This window comes from Streptomyces sp. NPDC097640, assembly GCF_040302705.1.
Taxonomy (GTDB): domain Bacteria; phylum Actinomycetota; class Actinomycetes; order Streptomycetales; family Streptomycetaceae; genus Streptomyces.
In genome coordinates this window covers 1-4,359 of record NZ_JBEOSB010000069.1, presented here as the reverse complement: position 1 = coordinate 4,359, position 4,359 = coordinate 1, and the positions used below count along the sequence as shown (strand labels likewise).

At 71.8% G+C, this 4,359-nt stretch carries 2 protein-coding genes; both read right to left on the bottom strand.

What is annotated here, in order from left to right; all coding sequences use genetic code 11:
- Window positions 1–2,834 (bottom strand): type I polyketide synthase (locus tag ABTY62_RS47285; RefSeq protein ID WP_352135593.1); only part of this gene is annotated, 2,834 nt, incomplete at its 3' end.
- A gap of 1 nt (window position 2,835) precedes the next feature.
- On the bottom strand, window positions 2,836–4,359 hold a 1,524-nt coding region (locus tag ABTY62_RS47280; protein WP_352135592.1), incomplete at its 5' end, for a type I polyketide synthase.

The window sequence follows — 4,359 nt, the reverse complement described above, 5'->3', positions numbered from 1 at the left end:
AACCGACCCGTCAACACCACACCACCCGAACCCGCACACACCACCACCGCACCCAACACCGGATGCCCCACCCCACCCAACCCCAACGCCACCGGATCGCCGGAACCGGTCTCGCTGTCGAGCCAGTACCGCTGCCGCTGGAAGGCGTAGGTGGGCAGGTCCACGCGGCGCGCACCGGTGTCCGCGAACACGGCCGGCCAGTCCACGGCCACCCCGCCCATATGCGCGGTGGCCAGCGAAAGCACCATCCGGTCCCAGCCGCCCGCGTCGCGGCGCAGCGAGCCGGTGGCCACCGCCCGTACCTCGGCGCGGTCGATCGACTCCTGCACGCCGACCGCGAGCACCGGGTGGGCGCTGATCTCGACGAAGCCGCGGAACCCGTTGTCCAGCAAGGCCCGCACCGCGGGTTCGAACCGCACCGGCCGGCGCAGATTGCGGTACCAGTACCCGGCGTCCAGCCCGGCCGTGTCCTGCCATGCGTCGTCCACGGTGGAGTAGAACGGGATGTCCGAGGCCCGGGGGCGGATCGGCGCGAGGGCCTCGGCGAGCCGGCCGGCGATCTGTTCCACCTGTGCGGAGTGCGAGGCGTAGTCCACCTCGATGAGCCGGGCGCGGACACCGTCCGCCACCAGGGCCGCGTGCAACTCCTCGACCGCCCCGCCCTCGCCGGAGACCACCACGGACGACGGTCCGTTCACCGCCGCGATCGACACGGCGTCCGCGGAGTCGGCGGCCGAATCCGCGAGTCGCCGCTCGACCTCGTCCAGCGGCAGGGGAACCGACATCATCCGGCCCTGTCCGGCCAGTTCCTCGGCGATGATTCTGCTGCGCAGGGCCACCACCCGCGCGCCGTCCTCGAGTGACAGCGCGCCCGCCACACAGGCGGCGGCGATCTCGCCCTGGGAGTGGCCCACCACCGCGCCCGGCTCGACACCACAGGAGCGCCACACCGCGGCCAGCGACACCATCACGGCCCACAGCGCCGGCTGCACCACGTCCACCCGGTCGAGCGCGTCCTGATCGTCCAGGACTTCCGGCAACGACCAGTCCACGACCGTGGACAGCGCCTTCTCGCACGCGAGCATCGTCTGTTGGAAGACGGCGGAGGTCTCCAGCAGCTCCTTCGCCATGCCGGTCCACTGCGCGCCCTGGCCCGGGAACACGAACACGACCCTCGGTGCCTCGCGGGCGGCCCCGGTCACCAGCCCGGTGGCGGGTGCGCCGGCGGCCAGTGCGCCGAGCCCCTGTACGAACTCCTCCCGGTCCCGGCCGACCACGGCGGCGCGGTGCTCGAACCTGGTCCGGCCGGTGGCCAGCGAAAGCCCGACATCGGCGGGGGCGGGCCCGTCGCTCCCCGACACGGTGGCCAGCAGCCGGGCGGCCTGGGCGCGCAGCGCGTCCGGTGTCTTGCCGGAGAGCACCCAGGGCACCGCCACAGGCCGCTCCGGACGGGGGCTTACGTGTTCCTCCGCGGGTGGGCTCTGCTCCAGGATCACATGCACATTGGTGCCGCTGGCACCGAACGCGGAGACACCCGCGCGGCGCAGATGTCCCGTCTTCGGCCAGGCCACCGGCTCGGTCAGCAGCCTCACATCCCCGGCCGACCAGTCGACCTGCGTGGAGGGCGCGTCCAGATGGAGCGTTCGGGGCAGCGTTCCATGGCGCATGGCCATGACCATTTTCATCACCCCGGCGACCCCGGCGGCCGCCTGGGAGTGCCCGATGTTCGACTTGATGGACCCCAGCCACAGCGGGTGCTGGCCTTCCCGGTCCCGCCCATACGTCGCGAGCAGGGCCTGGGCCTCGATCGGATCGCCCAGTGTCGTGCCGGTGCCGTGTGCCTCCACCGCGTCGACGTCGGCGGCGGACAGACCCGCGTTCGCCAGGGCCTGGCGGATCAGCCGCTGCTGCGCCGGGCCGTTCGGCGCGGTCTGTCCGCTGCTGCGGCCGTCCTGGTTGACGGCGCTGCCGCGGATCACGGCGAGCACCGGGTGGTCGTTGCGGCGCGCGTCGGACAGCCGCTCCAGGAGCAGCATTCCCGCGCCCTCGCTCCAGCCGGTGCCGTCGGCGGCGTCCGAGAAGGACTTGCAGCGGCCGTCGGGTGACAGTCCGCGCTGCTGGGAGAAGACCATGAAGAGCTGGGGGGTCGCCATCACCGTGACGCCGCCGACGAGCGCGAGACCGCACTCCTCCCGGCGCAGCGCCTGACAGGCCAGGTGGACGGCGGCCAGCGAGGACGAACACGCGGTGTCGATCGTGACGGAGGGCCCCTCGAGACCGAGCGTGTAGGAGATCCCACCGCTGAGCAGGCTGCCCCCCGAGGTGGTGCTGACGGGTTGGCCGAGTGCGTAGTCGTGGTGCATGGCACCGGTGAACACCCCGGTGGTGCCGCCTTTCAGGGACAGCGGATCGATACCGACGCGCTCGAGCGCTTCCCAGGAACACTCCAGCAGCAGCCGCTGCTGCGGGTCCATGTGGAGGGCCTCGACCGGGCTGATACCGAACGGCCCCGGGTCGAACTCCCCGCCGTCGTGCAGAAAGCCGCCCTCACGGGCGTAGAACTTCCCCGCCTTGCCCGGTTCCGGGTCGTAGCCGCCGTCGATGTCCCAGCCGCGGTCGGCCGGGAAGTCCGACACCGCGTCGACGCCGTCGGCCACCAGCTGCCACAGCTCCTCGGGTGAGGTGACGCCGCCGGGGTAGCGGCAGCTCATCGCCACGATGGCCACGGGCTCCCGGGTCGCGCCGGAAAGCTTGGCGTTCTGCACCCGCAGCCGCTCGTTCTCCTTCAGCGACAGGCGAAGCGCACCGACCAGCTTCTCATCGGAGTCGGTCATGTCAGTTACCCTCTTCCCAGGTGGCACCCTCAAGGCCAAGGCTGTTGAACGCCATGTCGATCAGATCGTTCTTGTCCATCGCGTCGATCGAGTCGGGCTGGTCGGACCGCTCCGCGTCCTCGGCCCCGTCCTGCGGCACGGCGGGGGCTCCGCCGAGTTCCAGCAGGGTCTCCAGCAGGCCGGCGTCGCGCAGCCTGCTGAGCGGGATGCCGTTCAGCACGCGGCGCACCTGCTCCTCGTGTCCCGCACCGTCGGTGTCGGCCGTCTCGGGTACGAGCTCCGAGCCCACGAACGCGGCGACGTCCTGTGCGGTGGGGTAGTCGAAGATCAAGGTGGCGGGCAGTCGGAGTCCGGTCGCTGCGTTGAGCTGATTGCGCAGCTCAACGGCGGTCAGCGAGTCGAACCCGAGTTCGCCGTAGCCGCGGTCCGGCTCGATCATCTCGGCCGACCCGTGTCCGAGCACCATGGCGACGTGGCCACGCACCATGTCGGTCAGCACCCGCGCCCGCTCCGGTGCGTCCAGCCCGGCCAGCTGTCGCTTGAGCCCTTCGGCGTCGCCGCCGCCCGCGGCCTCCCGGCTCAGCCTGCGCGACACCGGAACCAACCCGCGCAACAGCGCCGGGATCTCACCCTTGCGGGTACGCAGGGCGGCGGTGTCCACACGTACGGCCGTCACGGCCGCCGCACCGGAGGCAAGCGCGGTATCGAACGCCCCCAACCCCTCCGCGACCGACAGCGGCGGCAGACCCTGACGCCGCAGCCGGGCGATGTCCACGTCGCTGAGTGCCTGCCCGGCACCCGCGCCGGACCACAGGCCGAAGGCCACCGAGGTGGCGGGCAGACCCTCCGCCCGGCGGTGCTGGGCGAGGCCGTCCAGGAACACATTCGCCGCCGCGTAATTCGCCTGACCCGCCGCCGCCACCGAACCACCGATCGACGAGAACATCACAAACGCCGACAACGGCAGATCCCGCGTCAGCTCATGCAGATGCCACGCCCCGTCCGCCTTCGGCCGCAACACCATGTCCCACTGCTCCGACGTCAACGACCCCACCAAGCCACTGTCGCCGACACCCGCCGCGTGAATAACGGCGGTCAGCGGATGCCCGGAGGGGACGGAGGCCAGCAGCTCCTCGACCGCCGCCCGGTCCGCGACATCACAGCCCGCCACGGTGACCGACGCGCCCAACTCCACCAGCTCATCCCGCAGCGCCTCCGCACCCTCCGCCGCCAACCCCCGGCGCGACACCAGCAACAGCTGCCGCACACCGTGCTCCACCACCAGATGACGGGCCACCACCGCACCGATCCCACCGGTACCACCCGTCACCAACACCGTCCCCTGACCATCGCCGAACGGCGGTACACCCGCTTCCGCCGCTTCCCGACGCCTGAACCGAGGCACCAGCGCCGTGCCTTCGCGCCAGGCGACCTCCGGCTCACCGCACCCCAGCACCGACGGCAACACCCCCGCCACGTCCTCGCCCTCCGCCACATCCAGCAGCACAAAACGCCCCGGATTCTC